Below are 21,812 nucleotides of genomic sequence, written 5' to 3' on the forward strand. Positions count from 1 at the left end.
CCTTACAGCCCTTCGACCGGGGCGGTCCCGCTGGGCTCTCCATTGGCGGCAAGCATGATCTTCTCGACCCGCTCCTCGGCCTGGCGCAACCGGCGCTCGCAATGGGCGCGCAGCTTTGCGCCGCGTTCGTAAAGGGCGATGGACTGTTCCAGCGTCGCCTCGCCATGTTCCAGCTTGCCGACGACCGATTCGAGTTCCTTCATCGCGTCCTCGAAGGACATCTGGTCGATTTCGGCATCGGTCATGGGCCGGTTCCTTCAAGCGCGGTGACATGGGCGCGGGCGGATCGGCCCAGCGCGGCCAGATCATAGCCCCCTTCCAGGACCGAGACCACCGGGGCCGCGCCTGCCGCGTCGCAGATCATGCGGGTGATCGCGGCAAAGTCATCGTCCTCCCATTCGAGCGCGGCGAGGGGGTCGGCCGCATGGGCGTCGAAGCCCGCCGAGATGATGACAAGCTGCGGCGCATGGGCCTGCAGGCGATCCATGATCTGCCGCCATGCGGCCCGCGCCTGCGCTCCGCCCGAGCCGGGCGGCAGCGGGACATTCATCACCTGCCCATGCGCGCCGGTCTCGCTTGCGCGCCCGGTGCCGGGATAAAGCGGCATCTGGTGGGTCGAGGCGAAGAAGGCGCGGGATTCGTCCCACAGCAGGTCCTGCGTGCCATTGCCGTGGTGAACGTCGAAGTCCAGCACCGCTACCCGGTCCAGCCCGTGATGATCCAGCGCGCGCATCGCCGCGATGGCGGCGGTGCCGAGCAGGCAGAAGCCCATCGGCGTCTCGCGTTCCGCATGATGCCCCGGCGGGCGCATGGCGACGAAGGCGCGGCTGTCCTCTCCGCCAAGCACCGCATCCACCGCCGCGCAGGCCGCGCCGACGGCCCGCATTGCAGCCTCGAGGCTGCCCGGCGACAGCCAGGTGTCCGCATCCAGCGCCACCTGCCCCTGCGCCGGCACCGCCGCCTTCAGCCGGGCGAGGTAACGCTCGGGATGGCAGCGCAGCACGTCGGCCTCAGCGGCCAGCGGCGCTTCGCGGCGATCGAGCTTCAGATCCGCCAGCCCGTCCAGCACCGCCTTGTGGCGGGCGACCTGCTCTGGGTGGCCGGACGGGGTGAGGTGCCGTTCGGAGGCAGAATGCGTGTAGAGGATCGTCATGCCCGCAAGCTAATGGCAACCGCTGCAGAAACGCAATCGCAAGCATTACAGTCCGGCGCCGCGCCTGCTGCACGGTTGCATGGGTATTGGGACCAGAAAGATGTCACTCGTGCGGGGCAAAGAAGAAGGCTTCTTTCTGGCTCAAATACCCATGCGGCGCTTCAGCCGGGAATATCTGTTCCAATCGGTGCGCGGCTCAGGCGGCGAGGCGGGCGCTGTCGTGGCCGGTGATCGTCACCTCGACCAGTGCGCCCTCGGGCAGGTCATGGGCAAAGGAAACCTCGGTAAACTGCTCGGTGCGGCCGATGCGAGGTCCCTCGGTCAGAACACGGTGAGACCGACCGACCTGTGCCTGTAGGTGCGCGGCCAGCGCAGCCTTGCCCACGGCGCGCAGGCGCGCGGCGCGGTCCTTGATCGCAGGGCCGGGCACGCGCGGCATCCGCGCGGCCGGGGTGCCCGTGCGCGCGCTGTAGGGGAAGACGTGCAGGAAGGTCAGGCCGCAGTCCTGCACCAGCTTCACCGAGTTCTCGAAATGCGCCTCGGATTCGGTGGGAAAGCCCGCAATGATGTCGGCGCCGAAGACGATGCCGGGACGCATGCGGCGGGCTTCCTCGCAGAAGGCGATGGCATCATCGCGCCTGTGGCGGCGCTTCATGCGCTTGAGGATCAGGTCGTCGCCATGCTGAAGGGACAGATGCAGATGCGGCATCAGGCGCGGCTCGGTGGCGATCGCCTCCATCAGCTCGGGGTCGGCCTCGATCGAATCGATGGAACTGATCCGCAGGCGTGGCAGGTCGGGCACCATCCGCAGGATGCGCCGCACGAGGTTGCCCAGCCGGGGCTGGCCCGGCAGGTCAGCGCCCCAGCTTGTCAGGTCCACGCCAGTCAGCACGACCTCGTTGAAGCCGCGGTCGCGCAACCGTTTGATCTGGTCCACGACCACGCCCGCCGGGACAGACCGAGAGTTTCCCCGGCCATAGGGGATGATGCAGAAGGTGCAGCGGTGGTCGCAGCCGTTCTGGACCTGCACATAGGCCCGGTGGCGGCCGAAGCCGTCGATCAGGTGGCCCGCCGTTTCCCGCACCGACATGATGTCGTCTACCATCACCCGCTCGGTGCCATAGTCGGGCGCGGCGAGGCTGGCCCAGGTCGCGGGCTGCATCTTCTCGTGGTTGCCTATGACGCGGGCGACCTCGGGCATGGCGGCGAAGGTGTCGGGTTCCGTTTGCGCCGCGCAGCCGGTGACGATGATTGGCGCGCCGGGGTTTTCTCGCGACAGGCGGCGGATTTCCTGGCGGGCCTTGCGGACGGCCTCGGCGGTGACGGCGCAGGTGTTGACGATCACCGCGCCGTTCAGGCCGGCCTCGCGGGCCATCTCGGCCATCGCCTCGGATTCATAGGCGTTCAGCCGGCAGCCCAGCGTGGCGAAGATCGGGGGAGCGGTCATGTCGCGGCCAGCCATTCGGGCGACAGGACACCCTCGAAGACCCGCGCCACCGGTCCGGTCATCCACACCCCGTCCTCGCGCCAGTCCACGACCAGCGTGCCGCCGTCGAGGTCCAGCACCACCCGCCGCCCCGTCAGCCCGCGCCGATGCGCCGCGACCGCCGTGGCGCAGGCCCCCGACCCGCAGGCGAGCGTCACGCCGGCGCCGCGTTCCCAGACCCGCATCCGCAGGCGGTCGGGGGCGGTCAGCGAGGCGAACTCGACATTCGTGCGCTCGGGGAACAGTGCATCATGCTCGATCCGGGGGCCGATCGCGGTCAGGTCCACCGCCTCGGCATCGCGGACGAAGAAGACGCAATGCGGATTGCCCATGCCGACCGCCGCGGGGCCGCCGTCCAGCGGGAGCCGCTCGGTGTCCATCTCGCGCGCCAGCGGCACCTCGTCCCAGGCAAGCTGGGGATGACCCATGTTGACATGGACCTGGCCGTCCCGACGTTCCGCTTCCAGCATCCCGCGCAGCGTGGAAAAGCGCACCCGGTCCCGCCCCGGATCACGCATCATCAGGTCGGCCACGCAGCGCGAGGCGTTGCCGCAGGCCCCGGCCCCGGACCCGTCGGCGTTCCAGAACTCCAGCCGGTAGTCCGCCGCATCGTCGGGGCAGATCTCGGCCAGCTGGTCGAAGCCCACGCCCCGGTTGCGGTCCCCCAGCGCCCGCGCCAGCGCAGGCGTCACCCGCCGCTGCGGGGCGCCGCGCGAGTCGATGATGACGAAGTCGTTGCCCGCCCCGTGCATCTTGACGAAGCCGAGGCCGCCCGGGTTTTCCTGTTCCATCGCGGCGATATACGCGCACATCCGCGATTGTGCCAGATGCGCAGCGATTTGGCCTTGACCCCCGCCAAACGCATCCGTAAGGAAACGCCCTGTGTTGGGCCCATAGCTCAGTTGGTAGAGCAACTGACTTTTAATCAGTGGGTCACAGGTTCGAATCCTGTTGGGCTCACCACTGTTTCTCATGAATACAATGCCTTGCCCCATTCCTCTCAGGCGTTCAGTGATGATGCCTTGGTGCTGGTCACCGGATTGGTCACTTTTTTAGAAGGTACCACGATTTTTCAGAGGCGCCTCTAGGGCGCGCTGCGCAGAACAGCACCGCAGGTGGTCCTGTGAAGACCATTGAGATGGAACTGTTCTCATAGGTCAGCCACCTGAGCCGCCTGCTACGTGGGATGTGACGATCTTCTCTCTGCCTGATTCGAGACCCTGCCATCCAGGCAACCCGACATAAAGATCCAGGTTCACCAAGGAGCAGATCATCAGGATTCTGCGTGAGCAGGGTCCACGCACTGTGTCGGTAGGGTGAAGAACTTCAACAGGTGGCGCATGCGTGGGATGTTGGAAGCGACAGGTCTCAGCCTAGATGGCCAAGTCTAGTGACATGGGCGGGTGCCCATCACGCAGCTCCTAGCGGAGTCGCTGCTCGACCAAACATCCTGAAGGACCTTATGTCCCAGAGTGGTCACGACCCGGTTTGGGATCAGGTGGATGAAGGTCGCGGACTACAGCAGCGCATCACGGTGCGCTCTAGATCATGGCGTACCCCAGATCGCTGTCGCGAGCCGCACCGTCAGCCGGGCCAGGTCTCGCAGCGGGACATTTCAAAATCTGTGTTCACGCGCTTCACTGGAGCCACTACGGCGGACTCCCAGGTTGATGGCAGCGTGCCTCCGCTTACTATACAAGAGACAGAGGCTGCGAAGGTGCTAGCCGGACCGGCACGCAAAGGCACAAGGGGTACCACCTTTTTTAGAGAATGGTCGTCGTCCTCAACGCGATCCTGGCTGACGTGCGCCAAGGGATTTTTCGTGTTCTAAAAATGCACCACAATGAACTAAGCTACATTGCTGAAGCCCCAGCGTGAATCCGAGAACCGGGAGCGCGGCAGGGCGATCTCACACTGGTAGCTGATGCCGTACGTTCATGCTCGTCTGAAGCCCGTCGAGTCGGATCCCGATGGTGTCGCCGCGTTGTACCGTCGTCTGACGCAAGTTGCGAAATCTAAGAACACCACTTGGGGAAGTAACTCGAGGGAACTTGCGCCAAACTTGGTCTCTGACGTCGAACCCGTACGGCAGCGCCACTAAGCGCAACTATGCTGCCGCGGCTGTTGCATTCACCCGGCGCACGATCTCGACCAGCTCCTTCGCCTGCTCGTCCTTGAACAAGCCAGCAATGCCCATGTCGTCCAGGTCAGTAAAGGGGCTCTCGTAGAAGAGGCTCGGATCGACGATTCCTGCTTCGGTCAGGCTGTCGATGATGAGGTTCACGAACTCCGCCTGATTTGCGTTCAGCGCGTACCGAGCGGTGAATGTGCTGAACAGGTCCTTGGCGGCTGCCCGGTCGAGCCCCGTCAGTGAGCGGAGAAAGACGCCCAGTTCCATCCCGCCGATGGCGTCCGTCCAATCCTCGCCGTCGATCACGCCCTCCTCCTGCAGCATCCGCTCGAGTTCCTGCAGATCCTGCCGGGTCAGTTGATCCCCGCGACGGACCTTGATGAGGGTGATGTGGTCCTTGTGCCGCTCAACGAAACCGCGAACCTTTCGCTGGAAGCTCCCCTTGTCCACGCCCGTGCCCACCTGCGGCAGTGTCACTGCCTGACCGGTGCCGATCTCGTCCTCGAAGTCGGTGATGACGACCTTCCGTGTCACGGGCTCGATCAGCTCGACCAGCAGCCGAAGCTTGCGGCGCACCTCCTCCAGCATCTCGACACTGATATCCGTCCAGAACTCGTCCGTCTGCAGGTCAAGGATCAGCGCCATCTGCTTGGCGACAAGCGGTATGTTTCCGAGCTTCTCGAGCGAGGAGGCGATCTCCCGGATGCGGGTCTGCGCGCGGGCGAAGGATGCCTCACCGCGCAGCAGAGACAGCTGGGCGCCGAGCACCAGCAGGTCGAACTGCTTGGCCGGAAGGTTGTCGTCCTGGAAGGCACTGGGCAGACCTGCGATGCGGTTGGCGAGTGCATCCTGCGCGTTGGCATCCAGCTGGTTCCAAGCCTCTCGGGACTGGAAGGCCTCGACCTCGCGCCGATGCGGTCGTACGATGAAGTTGTCGAGGATCATGCCCGCCACTTCCTGGTGGAGCCGGTCGCGCAACTCGCGTCCCAGCTCTCCGTCGTGTTGAGCCCGTTCCAGTTCGGCCAAGAGTTCGAGCCGTGCCCGGAACAGCCGCTCGCCGATGGGCGCGGCCCCTGCCGGTTCGGCGCGGTTCGGGTTCTCGCCAAAGAACTCGAGGTTCTGGCAGTAGTCGAAGATCAGGAACTCCTGCTTGTCCTGACCCGGTCCGAACAGGTTCGGCCGCAGCCGGGTACCGCGGCCGACCATCTGCCAGAACTTCGTGCGCGAGCGGACGATCTTGAAGAACACGAGGTTCACGACATCGGGGACGTCGATGCCGGTGTCGAGCATGTCGACCGAGACGGCGATATGCGGCGGCTTCTCGGGCTCCGAGAAGTCGTCGATCAGGCTCTGGGCATAGCTGACACTGTAGTCGATCAGCGCGGCGAACTGACCCTTGAGATGCGGGTAGTTGGCATCGAAGCGCTGGACGATGAACCTGGCATGGGCGCTGTTCTTGGCGAAGATGATCGTCTTGCCCAAGCGATCGCCGCCCGCAACCTTGATGCCGTGGGTCATCAGGTGCTCGAGCACTTTGTCGACGGTGTCGATGTTGAACAGCCACTTGTTCAGGTCGTTTGCCTCGACCCGATCAGGAGTGTCTCCATCCTCGGACCACTCGAGCGCGTCCCACTCCTCCTTCTCCTCGTCAGAGAGCTGGTCGTAGCTGATCCCTTCACGCTGGAAGCGCAGGGGCACCGAGATGCCCTTAGGGGGGACCAGGTAACCGTCAGCTACAGCCTCCTCGAGGTCGTAGGCGTCGGTCGGCACGCCCCGCTCGAGCTGGAACAGGGAATAGGTGTCGCGGTCGATCTCGTCTCGTGGCGTGGCGGTTAGGCCGACCAGCAGGCTGTCGAAGTACTGAAAGATCGCACGGTACTTGCGATAGACTGAGCGGTGCGCCTCGTCGATCACGATGAGGTCGAAGTGACCGGGACCGAAGCGCTTCTCTCCTCCCTTCATCTCGTCGATGAGACCCATCATGGTGGGATAGGTGGAAAGGCACACGCGAGCGGTCGTGTGGTTGTTCTGGTTCGGATCGTGGCTCTGCAGCAGGTTCGCGCTGGGCGCCGAGGGCAGATGCGCCTTGAAGGCGCCATGCGCCTGCTTCACCAGCGCGACCCGGTCAGCCAGGAAGAGCACCCGCTTGACCCAGTTGGCCCGCAGAAGCTGGTCGATCAGCGCGATCACGGTGCGGGTCTTGCCCGACCCAGTGGCCATTACGAGCAGCGCACGCCGCTGCTTTGCCTCGAAGGCCTCGCCCACGCGTCGGATGGCACGCTGCTGGTAGAAGCGCTCCACGATAGCCTCATCGACCTCGACCGAGTTCAGCGGCTTCCGTGTGGCCCGGCGCTGGTGCAACAGGACTAGCTCGTCCTTCTTGAGAAAGCCCGAGATCGGACGTGGCGGGTACATCTGGTCGTCCCAGATCCAGTGCTCGTAGCCGTTCGAGCAGAAGATCACCGGGCGATGCCCGAACTTTGCCTCGAGGCAGTCGGCATAGAGCTTGGCCTGCTGTTGACCGGTCAGGGCGTCCTTCTTCGTCCGCTTGGCCTCGACCAGTGCCAGCGGCTTGCCATCGTCCCCCCAGAGCACGTAGTCGACAAACCCCTCACCTTTGGAGTTGGGCATCCCCTCGACCCGGAACTCCCGGTCTCGGGGTTGGTCCAGCGGCCAGCCAGCCTCGGCCAGCAGCAGGTCGATGAAGGCGTCGCGGGTGGTGGCTTCGTCATAATCGTGGGTGTCAGGCTTGGCCTGGTTCGCGGCCTTCACCGAGGCGATCTCACCCTGCAGGGCGGCTATCTCGGCCTTCAGCACGGCACGGCTTGCCTCGGAGGCCAACCGCGCCTCTTCTGCTGCCTTTTGAGCGGCCTGTGCAGCGGCGTGCTGTTCAGACAGCGCCTTGATCTGCTTCACGGTGCTGGCGGTGATCGTCAGCGTCTTTTCCAGCTTGTTGATGTCAAAGCGCAGCGCGGGGTCCGGCTTGGCCTTGCGCCCATAGGTTCGGGCGATCCAGTAGCAGACCTGGAACAGCTCGCTTACAGCGGTTACCGCGTCGGCTGTGCTCGGGGGCCTGGTATCGTGCGCGGCCCGGTTACCGTGCTCCTTGATGATCTTTGCCTTTGTCACGATCGCCGGGCCGGTCAGCGCGCCAAGCGATGGCTCGTGAATCATCGCATTCAGGTCATCCCGATATGGACGCTTCAGCGTTCGATCACTGCGGAACAGCCAGATCAGAGCGACCTCGAGGGTAAGGCGCGCATGGAAGCAAGCGCTGCGTGGGTCCGAAAGGGCATCGGTCTCGGCCTTCCTGGCCGGGGCGAACAGATCGGGGAATTCTGCGGACAGAAAATCGAATTGAGACATGGGACCGGCAGAGTGAATGTCGGAGCAGGCTACGGGACCGCTAGGTCGAGGGGCAAGCGAAATTCCGCTAATGGTTACGCAGTTCGGGGAAAGCGTCAGCAAATCCCGCCCGCACCTGATCCCACAATGCAGGGTCGAGAGGGCGGCGGCAGTTCACGCGGTTCAGGACGGTGTAGCCGGCCGCATCCAGGCTGTCCGCCAGCTTCTTCTCGGCGGCTGCAAGCGCATCGCGAAGGGGGATATGCGCGGCCATGTCGGCGGCCTCGGGATGGACAGGGCCGTAGAAGATGAACTCGTACTGCTCAACTTGCGGCAGGTCGATGCCGCGCGCGGCAAGGTTGCGGCGCAAGGCGTTCTGCATCTTGTTGCGGCCCAAGTGCTGGCCGAAGCGGTCATAAGGCGCGGAGGCATGCGGGCTGCTTTCGTCCCCCGTCCGTCCGACATAAAGCAGCGCCTCGCCCTGCACCTGGATGCGCCAGACATAGAGCCAAAACCCGCGCTGCAGCATGACGCTGGGAAGACTGATGGTGTGCAGCGCGGGATTGGGCATGGTTAAAGTTCGCCTCGGAAGGCGCGGTGCTGGAGGGAGGTGAAGAGACTATTGGCAGCGTTCTCAGCCCGTTGGTTGGCTTGATCGAGCGTAGCTAAGGCGTGAACCCGTGTGCAAAATTGAGACTGCAATTTCAATGGTGGCCAGAGCACATCAACCGGATGCAAGTTGTTTCTATTTAGGCTAGGGTTGGCAGAGCTGGCTTCATATTGGGAGATCGGGAACTGCTTAAAGAAGTAGTAAACAAACAAAGGAATATTTCCTCTGAAGTCTTTCACGAATAAAGTTGTGTCGTGAGGCCAGAAATCCTGCGCGCTGTAATGAACATTTCCCACAGAACCTTTTCGCCCCAGCACGACACCGGGACCCGGGGCAAAGGCCTCCGCGTGATAGAACGAGACTCCACCCGATGAGATAACCGGAACGCTACCGGGGAGAGCATTGCTCTTCGTTATATCTTTGCCCCTCTGCAGACGAATTTCATCTCCAAGTTTGCGATTTTTCCAACCGGCGCTAAGCTGATCTTGAGATAGTACCGAGAGTTGAGCTGGAGCCCCGAACATCTCACGAAAGATCGCCTGCCCGAGGGTGTTCAGGCGGTCGAGGGCGCGGCGGCGGAGGCGTCGCAGCGCGTCCGCCTGATCCAGTATCCCCGCTATCCGCTTTTGCTCATCCAGCGGGGGAAGGGGTATCTCGACTTTCGCCAGGCGCTCCCATGGAACAGAACGCCGCCGATGCACAGATCCATCTCCAAGCGTGCCATAGAGCTGAACCATGGGTTCCGTTTTCAGCATACGTGCCAAGTACGGCTTGAAGCACTGACTAGTGTCGACGTCGAACACCCGATACATCGGACTAATGAGCCCATGTTGTGTCGAGAGTGCAACCGAACCCTCATCGAGATGAATGGGAGAAAACGCAAAGTCACCGGGGTGAACGACCTTGTATTTAGAAAGGTCCTTACTATGCACTGCCTTTTTAAAGTATTCGTCGCTCCTGACAAAGCCCTCGTATTTTGTAATCGACAACACCGGTATATTCTGATTCGCCGGAGCGGACCTTACTACTGGCTTAGCGAAACTGCCTAAAGAGACTTTACTCACGCGAGCATCTCCTCGAGCCGATCTAGCCCCCCCGCGATCTCGGCCTCGATGGCGCGCAGCTCGGCGATGATTGCGGCGGGGCTTTCATGCTCCACCGCCTCGTGCTCGACCTCCTTGTAGCGGTTCAGGGTCAGATCCCAGCCACCAGTCGCCGCGATTTCCCCGGCCGGGACCATGAAGCTCTGCGCCGTGCGGGGGCGGTCAGCCTCGCCCGCCAGATTGTCCCAGCGAGACAGGATGTCGGACAGGTTGTTTTTGGCGTGCTCGTCTGCGGTCAGCGGCACCTCAGGTGTGGGCCCCAGCTTCTCGGCATCGAGCAGCGGCATCCGCCTGTCGTCCAGGCTAAAGCCGTCGGCTGTCATGTCATAGAACCAGACGTTCTCGGTCCCCCCGACGCCTGTCTTGGTGAACAGCAGGATCGCGGTCGAGACCCCTGCATACGGGCGGAACACGCCCGAGGGCATCTTGATGACCGCATCTAGCTTGTGGTCCTCGACCAATGTGCGGCGCAGCGCCTTGTGCGCCTTGGAGGACCCGAACAGCACCCCGTCGGGTACGATCACCGCCGCCCGTCCACCGGTTCGCAGCAGCCGCAGGAACAGGGCCACGAACAGCAGCTCGGTCTTTTTCGTGTGGACGACCTTCAGCAGGTCCTTGGCCGTGGTGTCATAGTCCAGCGAGCCCGCAAACGGCGGGTTCGCGAGGATCAGCGAATAGATACCCGCATCGCTGTCATGCTCCTCGGCCAGGCTGTCGCGGTAACTCACGTCGGGGTTCTCGACCCCGTGCAGCGTCATGTTCATGGCCCCGATCCGCAGCATGGTGCTGTCGAAGTCGAAGCCGTGGAACATACGTTCATGGAAGTGCCGGCGCTGCTCGGCATTCCGCAGCGCCTGCGGGTGATGGGTGCGGATGTACTCGCCCGCGCCGACCAGAAAGCCGCAGGTGCCCGCCGCAGGATCGCAGATCACGTCCTCGGGCGCGGGCTTCATCAGGTTGACCATCAGGTTGATGATGTGCCGCGGTGTCCGGAATTGGCCGTTCTGACCGGCGCTGGCGATCTGGCCCAGCATGTATTCATAGACGTCGCCCTTGGTGTCGCGATCGTCCATCGGCACCTGGTCCAGCATCTCGACAACCTTGGCCAAGAGGTTCGGGTTTGAGAAGCCCAGTCGTGCGTCCTTCATATGGGTACCGTAGGTCGAGCCCGCCTCGCCCAAGTCGCGCAAGAAGGGAAAGACATGCTCATCCACGACCCGCATCATCTCGCGTGGCTCGAAGTTCTTGAACCGGGACCAGCGGAGATTCTCGTAGGGTTCGCCCTGTGGATCGCGGCCTTGGGGGAAGATGCGGCGAGCAAGCGGCTTGCCGAGCTGCTGGGCCTTCGCTTCCTCAACCAGCTGCAGGTCATCGAGCCGCTTGATGAACAGCAAATAGGTGATCTGTTCGATGACCGAGAGGGGGTTGGAGACGCCGCCCGACCAGAAGGCGTTCCAGATCTGGTCGATTTGCGAGCGGATGGGGCCTGTAAGCATGAGGTGCCTTGCTTCTTATTTCCGGCGCACCTTAGTCCGCACAACTGTGCCCGGCTAGACTGCGCCCTCTTGGTCTGATGCCGAGGCCGCAGGCGGAGAAGCCGAGAAGCAGCCAGACGGCTGTGCAGCACGGCAGTTGCAATAAAATAGGGAAAGCGGTCGTTCGTTGATCCGCGATCATGCGCTTCAACCACCGGTTTTCGTCTTCCAGCGCCTTCATCTATCTCGTCATCGACGCCTCCATGCCGCCATACTTCGAGCGATACTTGTGAAAGATCGCGGTGCTAATCCGTGCTCGCGACAAAGCTCAGGCAAAGCCACGCCAATCTCGGTTTGGCAGCACGGCCGTGGCCTGCGGCCCGGTGAAACGCTCTTTCTTACCAAAATTTCCTCTGCTCTCGAATGGCGAGAAAATTCGACTTACGCGACCTACTAACCATGGATAGGCCCCCCGGCCACTTTTTTGGAGCGCTGCGCCAGCACTAATGCGCTTTGCCAGTGCGGCCAATTGCCGGCTTGCCGTGCATTGCGCAACAGTCGTCGCGAGACATGATGGCAGCGGTTCAGTTGCACGAGCGTTGGTGAAATTTGCCACTTCCGTTGCATTTGCGGCAGGTTTCCCGAAATATTCCCGAGCCCGCGCAGCGATTGCATCTGTCCGCACGGGGTTTGATCCAAAGACCATCACCGCCACATCCCGGACAGGTCTTGCCTTCAGAAAGCACCCCGGTCGCAGCACAGTTCTTGCAGGGAGTTCCGGCGCTGTCGATATGCCCTTCGCCGACGCAGTTCCGGCACGGTTTGTTGAAATGCCCCGTTCCGTTGCAAGGGTAGCAGTCGCCCTGCACATCGGTAATGGTGTAATCTCGAAAGATCCCGCTGTGGTAGCTGCGGTGAACCCCTGAACCGTCCGCGCGACGCGCAGTCTCGTAGGCTCCTCCGAAGATGTTTTTGTGAATTTTGCCAGTCTCTATGGTCCTGCCATGTTTTGTGGTCTTCGTGGTGGTCTTGTTCCCGAAGATCCCTTGGTTCCCGACATAGGTTTTCGTCTTGCCACTGCCATGATGCGTCACGATGGTTTTGGGCCTACCGGTCCACGTCGTTGTTCTGCGGATCGAGGTGCCCCCGGTCAGCGCAGCTATCATGGTTCCAAAGAGTCCGGTGCTCTTACGACGTCGAGCCATGACATAACCTCATCGAAAAAGCGTAAACTGACCAGCGACCCTGGGGAAGCAGCTTCTTCTGTTTCAGGACTGAGCGAGTAAACTGTGATGACGCCAGTGCTTCGGGAAAATGCGACTGTGTGGCTCTGACACCACATTGTCCATCCTCAGTGAGAATTTATGATGCAATGATAGGGCATGATCCTGTAGGAATTTCTTCGATGAAAACGCTGAACTGCTCCGGAGGATAACCTTTGCGGCCGGCGTGCCGACGGTTTTCGATAACGCAGGCAATAGGCTAACGTGATGACAGACAACAATCCGCTTTGGTTGGCCTATCTTCGGGAGTCTTGGGGGCCCTCGCCGGAGCGACAAAGAGAGTTGCAGGAGCTCGAGGACAGGGTGCGCGCCGAAAGAGGTGCTAGCGGAGCCGATGCGTTCCGGGCTGAGCGCGCCAGAGGGGTGAAGGCCTACAAGGCAAGGTTGGAGCTCGGGCAGGTGTTCGACACTGGCGGGGAGCATGCTGCGCGGCAATGGCTTGTTGCGGCAAGGGGGTCTTGGCTGAGCGACAGCAAGATTGTCACGAGTCTAGAACTTGAGCTTCAAGGTAGGATCAAGCGCGAGCACGATCTTCGCGCTCGTCACAGCCAACGCATGCAGCGGACGAGGGTCCGGACGACCCTTGTGGATGGGCGGCACCCGAACTGTCTGCGTGCATTGCAGCCAGCCGTTTCCTGGACGATCTATGTCGACGAGACCGGAGCCGAATTCGACGGCACGGTTGATCTTCCCGCGAACTCGAACCGGATGGGGCGCGTGGTGGCCTTGGCCGTCCCAGACGGTATCGAATTTCCCGGTTGTAGCGGGTTTCATGCCGTCGAGCGGACCTTTGCCGAGGTCGACGAGGTGCTGCAACGTGTTCTCGACGCGCCGGTCGGCATTTTGGGCTTCAGCGTGTCGGACGACACTGCACGACATCGGTACTGGATCGGCCATGTCCTCCATCTTGTGCGCTGGACGCTACTGCAATTGCCGGTGCCGACCGATGGCAGGAAAAGCCGGGTTCGCATCCTGATAGAGCAGCGTGGCGCCTATGGACGCCAGACGGATCTGAAGGCCACTGCCCAAGCGCTCGAGAGCGAACTGGCCGCCATCGATACGCGGCGCTTCGATGGGCTGGCGCTCGACATGGGGTTCATGGACAAAAGCCATCCGATGAACGGCTATGTCGATACCGTCGCTTTCACCTGGGGCAGCTCGGACTGGTCAAACAAGGATCGCTTGCGCAAATCGCAATTGCTAGGCCATTGCTTCATTAAGGCCACAGAACGCAGCCTTCACCACTTGTTTCTAGCACTTACCCAAGGCGGGCCGCTGGCGCCGGCCGATTGGTATGCGCTTTGTGCGGCAGCTGCGGATGATCAAGACGACAGCTTCCTGCGCCGCGAGCTCGACCGCCTCGGTAAGGCGCTGGCGCGCTCTCCGAGGCAATGGGAGCTTTACCTTGCAGAGGTGCAGACGCGCCTGATGGGCAAACAGTATTCTCTTGCCGAACTGGGCAGTGCCATCGCCTGGTTGCAGCAGTATGCCGATCAGTCGCAGATCCTCCCGGGCACGTTCCGGTTGCTGCTCGACAGCAGTCACCTTGCCTTGGCTAATCACCGCGGGCAGATACAGGCTGATCTAATCTTCCGCTGCCTTGAAGGGATTGGAAAGCTGGAGGACGAGGCGCCGCAGTTGGCGGTCGAGGCGCTGTTGCGCATGGCAAGCGCCATGACAAACAATTTTGAATTCAAAGCGTTACAAGATGCTGTCGAGGATTGGCTGTCGAAGCCCATCGCAGTGGCGGGGCTGCTGAACTATGGCAAGCTGCAATCGACGCGGGGCCAGATGCACGCCTTCTCGGGAGATCCGTCCGCAGCCGTTTCCTGGTTCAGCGCAGCCGCGACGAGTTTTTCCCGCCTTAGCGATCCGCGGCAGGTCACCCGCGAGACGCATCAGACCGGGATCTACGAGATGATCGCCCGGATGGACGCCCTGCCTTTCAGCGCGACCAGCGAGCCTACCGCTAAGGACGAAGCGGTGCTAGATGCCATTCGCCATTTGCTGGGCAACCGCGAGCCCGAGGCCATCAGCCGGTCGCTGTCCGCGTCAGATCAGGCTAAGCGTTTCGAACATCATCTATGGTTGCGGACGATAACCCGCTTTCCCCGGCACATGGCCGGTGCTCGCGCGGCCTATCTCGATAATCGCGACAAGTGGAAAACGGGCAGCGATCACCCTTGGCCGCTGATCCTTGCCTATCGTGCCTGGTTGCTGAAAGATGCCGGCGCGACGGCAGAAGCGCGCTCCTGGATGGAAGCGGCGGTTACGGCTTGTCTAGACGATGACCACGGGGTGACGCTTGAGTGGATGGCGCTTGTGCTAGGTAGTCTCGCACAGGCGATCGGCCTGCGGCCTGCCGGCTCCGAGCGGGCGGCAGAGGCCGGATTGCGCAAACGCCTGCCGCATGCACCCTGGTCGGCGCTGGCCGGCTTTGCCGGCGAGGCGGCGCAGGGCGGAATGCCGCCCCACCGGATCTGGGCCCATCTGGCAAGATGCCTTCCCTTCAACTTCCACTGAGCCGCGCGCCGGTCCACCTGTCAGCAGCAGCAAAATAGATGTCTCTTCCTAAAATGCCCCTTTCCGCGCCTGAACTGGCCCGACGTGTTCTTTTGCATCCCCGGGGGGGTGTGGAGACGCTGATGAAGCTGGTGGGGCAGAGCGAAACGGAATGGCTGGAACTGAAGGCCGGGTGCTATCCCGGGGGCGGCCGTTTCGAGCGGGGGACGAATGCCGACGATTATCGCTGGAACGTGGCGAAGGCGGTCATTGCGCTGGCCAATTCTATCGGGGGCGTGCTGCTCTTGGGGGTGGCCGACGATGGCGGCGTGGTCGGCATCGAGGCCAGCGATCCCAAGGGCCGGCGACGATCAAAGGGGGCCGAGGCGTTTCGCCGCGAGATAGTCATGCAGCAGGTGCTGCTGCCGGCCAATGGCTGGAAGACCGGCCGACAGGGGAATTTCCGGTTGGTGAATGCCGCCTTGCTCGAGCGGCTGGTGGCGCTGGAAGAGATCCCCCAAGGCGAACAGAGTGTTCTAGCAATCTTTGTCGATCCCGCCCCCAGTAGCTTTGGTTTTGTCGAGGTCGAGGTCGAGGTCGAGGTACCGCAGGATACCGCCGCTGTCAGCCGGATAGTCTATCTACGTAAGCGCGGCGCGGTCGGGCAGGTCGTGGCGCTGACTGCGGATCAGGCGGATGTCTTGTCGGCGCATGAGGTGCAGCGCCAACAACGTGCCGCCGAGATAAAACCGGTCTGGAAACGCTTCGAGGAAAGTGGTTGGCTTGCCCGTTCGGCCGAGGAGCTCCTGCCCGATGTGCGCCGCTATCTTACGGCGCTGGAGGCGCGGCTGGCACCGAGCTCGGCGCGGTTCATCCCGCTCATGGCTGTGCAGCGACGCGGGACCGGGCCGGTCGCTGACGGTAAGGCGCGGGAGCTTGATGATGGCGATAACTGGGCCCGGAGCGAGGCCCCGCGCGCCAGCGAGAGCCACGAAGTGTTACGGACCGAACCAGAGCAGCGCAGGGGGCTGGTGACCGAACTGCTCAGCCAAAGCCGCCGTGCGCTGCTGATCGGCGAGGGCGGATCGGGCAAGAGCAGATGCCTTGCGGCGCTCGCGATCGACGCGGCGTGCGGCTGGCAGCCTGACCGGCCTTGGCCGCTGCTGGTCTCGCTCTCAGCTTACACAGGCGAGGGGCTGTCGAGGTTGCTTGCAACCGAAAGCGGCATAGACTGGCAGGATCTGGCGCCGCGGATCGAAGGGGGCGAGCTGACCCTCTGTCTCGATGGGCTAAATGAATGCCCGGACCTGCTCTATGACCAATGCTTGGCCGATATCGCCGGCATCTTGCGTGACTATCCGACAGCCGGTGTACTGCTGACCAGCCGGACCGCTCAGTTGCCGCCGGGCCTGCAGCTCGAGGTCTTCGAGATCGAGCCGATGGACCGGGCGCGCCAGAGCAAATTTCTGGCGAGATATCTCGGGCAACCGCAGCAGGTCGAGCCGATCCTTGCGCAGCTACACCTTCATGCCGGTGGCAGCGCGATCGCCGGCAGCCCGATGCTGCTGCGCATTGCCGCCGAGGTGGCCCGCGAGACCCACGAGATCCCGACTCAGCGCTCGGCTCTCTATCGCCGCTTCCTCGATGCATGGTTTAGGCGCGAGGTCGAGACAGCACGGCGCGGTGGCCAAGCGCTGTCTTGGGAGCGCGAGTTGGCCATCGGCGCGCTGGCGGAGTTAGCCTTTCAGGCGCGGCAGAAGGGCAGCGGCCGAATGCCCTTGGCCCAAGCCAAAGACCTGCTGGTCCATCGCCTTGGCGAGGACACCGGGCGATTCATCGACTGGGCATCGCAGGGCACCGTTCTGGTTCGTAACACCGGCCGCGAGGAGCTGGTTTTCGAGCACGAGACGGTCCAGGAATATCTCTGCGCCGAATATCTGGTAGCACGGCATGAAGACATGCATGGCGATGTGCTGGCCCTGCGCGCCGATGCCAAGCCTGGTATCTGGGCCATGCCGCTGGCCTTTGCTTTCGAGATGCTCGCGGAGCCGTCGCCCGCACTGATGAATGCGGCTTGGAGAATCGAGCCGCTGATCGTTGCCGCTGGAACACGGGGCACAGCGCATTATCGCGCCGAAGAAGTGACCGAGGATCTATGGATCCGGGCAGTGCTGAACATCCTTCTCGGGCAGGATGCCGCCGCACAGGCCCGCGCCCTCGCGATCATCGCCCGCTCGCCACCAAAATATCCAATTTCACCCTATCTACTGGCCAGCCTGCACAGCCCCGGCTTCTGGTACTCGGCGCAGACTCATGCCGCCGGCGCGGCTAGGCTCGAGCGGTTGCGCGATCTGGTCGGCGGGACCGATTTCCCGTGGATCGAACTGCTGGCCGATGCGTTGGTCGGGTGTAAGAGCTGGGGCGAGGGGCTATCGCCAGCGCTGCGCGCCCTCGCAGGAGTCAGCCCGACGCCGACCCTGATCGAAGTGCTGTCCTCGGCCTCGGTGTCCGAGCTCTGCGCCCTCCGAAGGCGCAAGATGATCTCGGCCGAGACCTTTGTTTCCTCGTGGAAGGCGGCGCTCGACCGCTCGCGGGCGGAGCGGCTGGATCTCGACCTGCTGGATATTTTGCGCACCGAGAAGGAGCAGGTGAACGATATTCTGCGAGAGATGCTGCCGCTCTACAAGGCCGAGTTGCGCCGGATTTCTGTCGAGCCCGAGCTGTCGCTGCGGCTGCTCAGCATTCTGTTGCGCAGCGGTGCGGTCCGTGCCGGCGAGCTTCGCGAGAGGCCGGGCTTTCTGGCGAATGTCTGTGCACGCACGTCGATGATCAACGCCATCCGGCTGGCTCAGCAAGGCTTGCTGAGCCGCGCGGATATCAACGCAGCAACCCGGGCGCGCCTTGTCTATGACCGCAACACCAAACCCGGGTATCTTCGGCAAGCGATCAAAATCGGGCTGCTGGAACTGCAGGATCTACCTGCACAGTTGCGCGAGCAGATTGCAGTTGACGGCCCGTCGTCGCGTAACACCCCGGTCGCAAGATCGGGGAGGAGCAGATTTACGGCCGCGATGCTGGGCGATGCTAGTTCCCGGATGAAGGTCAACGCTGAGCTGGCGAAAACGCGCTGGATGGTTGTCCTGAAGCGGATCCCCGCCAAGCGGGGTTTCGGCTTCGCCCGGCACCCGGATTTCGAGCAGGACATCTTCTGCCTGCTCTCTAAGATTGCCGCAACAGACCGCAGCAAGTTACGCGAGGCCCAGGTGCTCGACGTGCAGATTACCACAAGGTTTGACGCTGGACGGAAGGCTTGGGGCTTTGCGGTCGAGTCCGGGCGCTGCGTGGATTAGTGCAGAACCAGCGAGATCACGCCCCGGTCAGTGGCGGACCCAGTTCATAGTACCTGTCGGCAATCCTGATCGGGTTGCCGAGGGTCAGCTTGCGAGCGTCATCGATGTCGAAGGCATAGATGTGTGCCGAGGCGACATAGCCACGCAGCACGCCGCTGACTGTGTTGCAGCGCCGCGCAAGATCGGTTTGCAGCTGCGCCAGTGCCGCCAGATTTGCATATTGGCGGCCAAAGATGTTCTGGCTGCGGAAAAAGAACTGCAGATCCAGCCGGCCCTGCCGGATCTTGGCGTCGAGCGTGGTCAGGCAAGGCAGGCTGGCGGCAGTGCTGCCGGGAACCAGCAGGTTGATCGTCGCGGATTTCGTGTCGGGTTTGCGTTGCAGTCGCTCGACCATCCAGTCGAACTGATCGACGCCGTTCATGTCGAAAATGCGCTGGGCGTAGGTGAAGGGACGTTCAGGCATTGAGGCGCCCCGCGCGAATTTGGCAAGGGTCCGAGACAGGACCGTCGGGTCACCATGGGCCGAGATAAGCGGATCCTTCTCCTTCGGCGCCGAGATCTCGACGGCTAGCCCAAGCAACTCCAGCAGCTCGACTCTGCCGTCGAGATGAGGCAGTCCATGGTTCAGTACATAGCGGATGCTCTCGAGCCAGCAGTCTCCGATGGTCTGCACATGGATGCCTGGCGGTCGGCCTACCTTGTCATGCTGCATGAAATTAACTCTCGGTTTCAAAAGATTCTGTTCCAGAGCGCCTCGAAATGCCGCCGTTCGAGTGCCGCTCCACGCAATGAACTGGATGTTTCTACTCGCGAGAAATGGCCGATGCCATTCCCATCATCTGCGAAACTGTCGTGTTCGATGCGCTCCAGCCGATGCCAGGCGCCATCGAGATGCCTGATGGCGATCTGGCGATCCTCGGTGATGCTGCCGATAATGGTGATCCTTGCATCCTGCGATGCAGCCAGCTGTTGCAGCAGCGACAGGTGCTCGGGAGGAACGGCATAAAGAAACTGCCAGTCGCCACCAGCGGTCCCAAGCTGCAGTGACGAGAGGCCAGAAGCTAAAATGAGTTCGTCAAGTTCTGGATGCAGCGGGATGCGCCGCTCATCGACAACGGCACCGCAGTCGCTTGCGTCGCATATCGCGTGAATTGCCCCGGGCAAGCCATCGCTTATATCGGTTCCGGCATGCGGTATGCCGGCCTCGGCAATGGCGCGACCAAGGGTGAAGGGCGGGCGTTGCTCGATGATCGCCCGTTTGACGATGCGCTGGGCGCGGTCGCCGAGCGGGAGCGCGCGCTTGCAGGCGATTAGCCCTAGAAGCATCGAGCCGAGAAAGCCGGTGACCACCAGCGCATCGCCGGGGCGGGCACCCGAGCGGCGAATGCGTTTCTCGCGCGACACCGTGCCGAGGGCGGTAGCGATCAGGGCGAATTTGGGGTTCTGCTTGGTGTCACCAGCAACGATCTCGGCACCGTAGCGTCTGGCGGCATCGGCCGCGCCTTGCATGACACCGCGGACGAAACCGAGCGTGCTCTCGACGGGAAGCAGCAAGGCCACGGTCACTGCGCGCGGAATGCCGCCTGCGACCACGATATCGCTTACGGCATGGGAAACGCCGAAGTCTCCAACGCATTCTGGGCCGGCAAGCCCGAGCCCGTAGGCCGCATTGAGCCCAGATCGGTCGGTGTTCAGCACCAGCAACTCATCGTCCCCGCGACCAAGATCGACGAAGGCGGCATCGTGGCCTAATCCATCGACCAGCATGCTCGGAGCAGCCATCATACCAGTGATCTCGGCCACGACGCGACGCTCTCCGGCTTCGCGGACGGTCAGTTCCTTACCCATCGGCTACTCGGTTGTTTCGTATAGAAAATGATCTCTGTTGGACGGGTGGCGGGATTGCAAGGCTTTTCCTGACACAACCAACGATGGCCTAATGCCGGAGTGGCTGAAGTGTTCGCCCTTTGTCTCTGGGCCTGAATCCCTAAGACCTTCTACCAGCAACTTATTCAATTCGTAACACCGCATGTTCTTTCGATCGGTCTGCGCGCAAGGGTCTGGTCAACCGTATGCTTCGTTCTGCATCAGCAACATCGCTTGGTTAGGATCGCGCTGCGGCAGGGCTGAGTGGCCAACCTGAGGAAGCCGCTAGATTAGCCACCCTCTCGACCGCTAGCTATGGGCCGTCCTCCTCGTCATGAAATTATCAGCTTGGCCAAGCGTATTTGAAGCTTTGACCACTCCGCCACGCGAGGCCGAAATTGTTTGAGAGGGCCAGTTGCAGGTCCTCGCCCTTGGGTTCATCATCAATCACGATCAGTAGGGCGTGGTTGGCTCGAGCGCGCTGTCGATAGTCTAGCAACTGCCCCATGGCTACTCGGATAGCATACCTCACGGTGGACGGTTCCGTCGGCTTCACTTCAACAAGCACAACACCTCGTTTGGGATCGCGATAGCACAAATCTACTCGGTCAATGTTTTCCTTTACCTCAGCCCCCAACTGCTTAGCAAGGTGCTTCACGAACTCTCTCTGCAGCTTGGCATGCAAGGGCGAGATAACGATCTCATTCTCTTGCATATAACGCTTATAGGTATCCGCTGCGGTTGAGGCGGACCGGCGTATACTAAATATTGGGCTGGGTGCGTTGCGAACCGAGCGGTTGGGCACCTGAACAAAATCGCCCGTTGATAGCCACCCTATCACCGGATGATCTGCTGGAAGCGCTTGGCGCACAATCGCGAGAGCTTGGTCAGGACGGATTGCCTGATAGCTGCCGTGCATTTTAACGATAGCCTGACGTGGCGGATCCTTCGGGATGAGCATATTAGGGATAATAGGTACCGGTTCTGCGAACCAAGAGTAATGCGTCATCGGGCAGCGCCAAGCGACGTCCAGATGGGCGTTGTTGCAGAACTCTGCCGCTAGTGGCGACTTCCCCTTTCCCTTTTGACGTCAGGCCGCGCGTTCGATTTCGGCCGTGCCGAGTGCATTGAAGCGGTTCATCAGTGCAATGCGGACGTGGATTTCGGCGGTCTGACGGTCGGGGTCTCGGGATGCGATCCTCTCGCCGAACGACTTGAGGCATCTCATCCTGGCCTCGATCCGACTTCGAACGTGATAGCCGGACCATCGTTTCCAGATAGCCCTCCCGAAGCGCTGGGTCGTCCGGAGGGTGTCATTGCGTGCTCTGGCAGCAGGGCAGTCCTCCTTCCAGCGGCGTCCGTTCTTGCGGATCGGTATGATGGCGGTGCCGCCCCGTTCGAGGATCGCGGCATGGCACCTGCGGGTATCGAAGGCGCCATCCCCGGTCACGGTGCCGATCTGTTCATCCGGTGGGATCTGATCCAGAAGGTCAGGCAGAACGGGGCTG

General features: G+C 62.2%; 14 protein-coding genes and 1 tRNA gene. 3 read left to right on the plus strand and 12 right to left on the minus strand.

From position 1 onward, the window contains the following. Positions 1-2 precede the first annotated feature (2 nt). The 4 genes from H5395_RS12190 to dapF all read right to left on the minus strand — a co-directional run bounded on the left by H5395_RS12190 (position 3) and on the right by dapF (position 3,451). Positions 3-245: an exodeoxyribonuclease VII small subunit gene (locus H5395_RS12190; protein ID WP_182792851.1), complete on the minus strand. Its 243-nt coding sequence runs from the start codon at positions 243-245 to the stop codon at positions 3-5. Continuing rightward, positions 242-1,153 (minus strand): histone deacetylase family protein, encoded by a 912-nt coding sequence (locus H5395_RS12195; protein WP_182792852.1) that lies wholly within the window; start codon positions 1,151-1,153, stop codon positions 242-244. Before H5395_RS12195 ends, H5395_RS12190 begins: the two co-directional genes overlap by 4 nt. A 196-nt stretch (positions 1,154-1,349) precedes the next feature. Further along, on the minus strand, positions 1,350-2,600 hold the full coding sequence (gene mtaB, locus H5395_RS12200; RefSeq protein WP_182792853.1) for a tRNA (N(6)-L-threonylcarbamoyladenosine(37)-C(2))-methylthiotransferase MtaB: 1,251 nt from the start codon (positions 2,598-2,600) through the stop codon (positions 1,350-1,352). Continuing rightward, on the minus strand, positions 2,597-3,451 hold the full coding sequence (dapF, locus tag H5395_RS12205) for a diaminopimelate epimerase (RefSeq protein WP_182792854.1): 855 nt from the start codon (positions 3,449-3,451) through the stop codon (positions 2,597-2,599). The genes mtaB and dapF overlap by 4 nt, the downstream gene beginning before the upstream one ends. A 75-nt stretch (positions 3,452-3,526) precedes the next feature. Here dapF and H5395_RS12210 point away from each other — a divergent pair. Next, positions 3,527-3,602 (plus strand) — tRNA-Lys (locus H5395_RS12210). Positions 3,603-4,746: 1,144 nt separating this feature from the next. Here H5395_RS12210 and H5395_RS12215 read toward each other — a convergent pair. From H5395_RS12215 to H5395_RS12230, 4 genes are all read right to left on the minus strand, one after another. Further along, complete coding sequence (locus H5395_RS12215; RefSeq protein WP_182792855.1) at positions 4,747-8,136, minus strand: DEAD/DEAH box helicase family protein; 3,390 nt, start codon at positions 8,134-8,136, stop codon at positions 4,747-4,749. A 67-nt stretch (positions 8,137-8,203) separates the two neighbouring features. Next, on the minus strand, positions 8,204-8,686 hold the full coding sequence (locus tag H5395_RS12220) for a hypothetical protein (protein WP_182792856.1): 483 nt from the start codon (positions 8,684-8,686) through the stop codon (positions 8,204-8,206). A gap of 2 nt (positions 8,687-8,688) precedes the next feature. After that, positions 8,689-9,789: a restriction endonuclease subunit S gene (locus tag H5395_RS12225; protein ID WP_182792857.1), complete on the minus strand. Its 1,101-nt coding sequence runs from the start codon at positions 9,787-9,789 to the stop codon at positions 8,689-8,691. Beyond that, the gene (locus tag H5395_RS12230) at positions 9,786-11,324 is read right to left on the minus strand and encodes a class I SAM-dependent DNA methyltransferase (protein WP_182792858.1); all 1,539 of its coding nucleotides are present in this window, start codon (positions 11,322-11,324) and stop codon (positions 9,786-9,788) included. The genes H5395_RS12225 and H5395_RS12230 overlap by 4 nt, the downstream gene beginning before the upstream one ends. A gap of 1,469 nt (positions 11,325-12,793) precedes the next feature. Here H5395_RS12230 and H5395_RS12235 point away from each other — a divergent pair. Further along, on the plus strand, positions 12,794-15,109 hold the full coding sequence (locus H5395_RS12235) for a hypothetical protein (RefSeq protein ID WP_182792859.1): 2,316 nt from the start codon (positions 12,794-12,796) through the stop codon (positions 15,107-15,109). Between the two features lie 122 nt (positions 15,110-15,231). Then, a complete protein-coding gene (locus H5395_RS12240; RefSeq protein ID WP_182792860.1) occupies positions 15,232-18,438 on the plus strand; it encodes an RNA-binding domain-containing protein in 3,207 nt (1,068 codons plus the stop codon). A gap of 16 nt (positions 18,439-18,454) precedes the next feature. Here the strand turns inward: H5395_RS12240 and H5395_RS12245 are convergent, their stop codons facing one another. The 4 genes from H5395_RS12245 to H5395_RS12260 all read right to left on the minus strand — a co-directional run. Beyond that, complete coding sequence (locus tag H5395_RS12245) at positions 18,455-19,150, minus strand: thymidylate synthase (protein ID WP_182792861.1); 696 nt, start codon at positions 19,148-19,150, stop codon at positions 18,455-18,457. 17 nt (positions 19,151-19,167) lie between these two features. Continuing rightward, positions 19,168-20,286 (minus strand): thiamine-monophosphate kinase, encoded by a 1,119-nt coding sequence (locus H5395_RS12250; RefSeq protein WP_182792862.1) that lies wholly within the window; start codon positions 20,284-20,286, stop codon positions 19,168-19,170. A 361-nt stretch (positions 20,287-20,647) separates the two neighbouring features. Next, the gene (locus H5395_RS12255) at positions 20,648-21,313 is read right to left on the minus strand and encodes a hypothetical protein (RefSeq protein WP_182792863.1); all 666 of its coding nucleotides are present in this window, start codon (positions 21,311-21,313) and stop codon (positions 20,648-20,650) included. 81 nt (positions 21,314-21,394) lie between these two features. Then, positions 21,395-21,812 (minus strand): transposase (locus H5395_RS12260; protein WP_182792864.1); only part of this gene is annotated, 418 nt, incomplete at its 5' end.

Source organism: Paracoccus sp. MC1854 (genome assembly GCF_014164635.1).
Classification (GTDB): domain Bacteria; phylum Pseudomonadota; class Alphaproteobacteria; order Rhodobacterales; family Rhodobacteraceae; genus Paracoccus.